Origin of the sequence: Streptomyces sp. JHA26 (assembly GCF_002005565.1) — a bacterium.
GTDB lineage: Bacteria > Actinomycetota > Actinomycetes > Streptomycetales > Streptomycetaceae > Streptomyces.
This window is the reverse complement of record NZ_BDJC01000157.1, coordinates 1-821: the sequence shown is the minus strand read 5'-3', so window position 1 is coordinate 821 and position 821 is coordinate 1. Positions and strand designations below refer to the sequence as shown.

At 67.1% G+C, this 821-nt stretch carries 2 protein-coding genes; one reads left to right on the top strand and one right to left on the bottom strand.

The annotated features are described in order from the left end of the window. The coding region (locus JHAT_RS35690; RefSeq protein ID WP_290439832.1) for an RHS repeat-associated core domain-containing protein at positions 1–375 on the top strand (375 nt) is incomplete at its 5' end. 17 nt (positions 376–392) lie between these two features. Here JHAT_RS35690 and JHAT_RS34475 read toward each other — a convergent pair. Then, complete coding sequence (locus JHAT_RS34475; protein WP_143660634.1) at positions 393–614, bottom strand: hypothetical protein; 222 nt, start codon at positions 612–614, stop codon at positions 393–395. Positions 615–821: the final 207 nt, after the last annotated feature.

Genomic DNA, 821 nt, shown 5'->3' with positions numbered 1-821 from the left:
ACCCTCGGCCGCTTCACCCAGCCCGACCCGTCGGGGCAGGAGACCAACCCCTACCTCTACGCCAGCGGTGACCCCATCAACAACATTGACCCGACCGGCCTGTTCGGATGGCCGGACGTCGGAGAAGGCCTTGGAGGCTTCGCAGGAGGCGTTCTTGGTGTGGTAGCAACTGCCACCGTCTGTTCAACGGGCGTTGGATGCCTCATCGGCGGAGCGATACTGACAGGTCTGGGCACCGGATCCGGAGCGGCCATCGGATCGGCTCTCCTCGGCGGAAGCAATGAGGACCGAAGCGATGCCTTCATGAACGGCGCACTGTGGGGAACGCTCGGGGCCACTCCAGCTGGATCCGCGCTCGGCCGCTGGCTGGGGTAGGCGTCCTGAATACGGTCTCACAGGTCAGAAAGGAGGGAGCTGTGAGCAAAGAGAGATCGAGCCTGCACCGCCGTGGGCGCGGCGCGCTCGCCCTGGGTGCCTTCGGCGCGCTCATCACAGGGCCGATGGAATTCTTCGATTCCGGCAGCCGGCACGATGTTGCGCTCGCGCTCCTGGTCGGCGCGACGGCCGGCGTGATCGTGGGTTTCCTGTTTCCCGCCGTGCTGCGGCGCCGCCAAGAGCAACAGCCAACTACGCCACCACCTTCCCTGCCACCGCCACCATCTTCCCCGCCACCGCGACCACCGAGGCCACCGAGGCCACCAGGGCTCAAATAGGCATCTGACCCGGGGAATGGGGAAGCCCCCGGTACAGCCCGGGGCTTCCCCATTCCCTACCTCGCGGGATCTGATGCAGCGCGACGGCTGCCGGGACGGTGGTGGCCG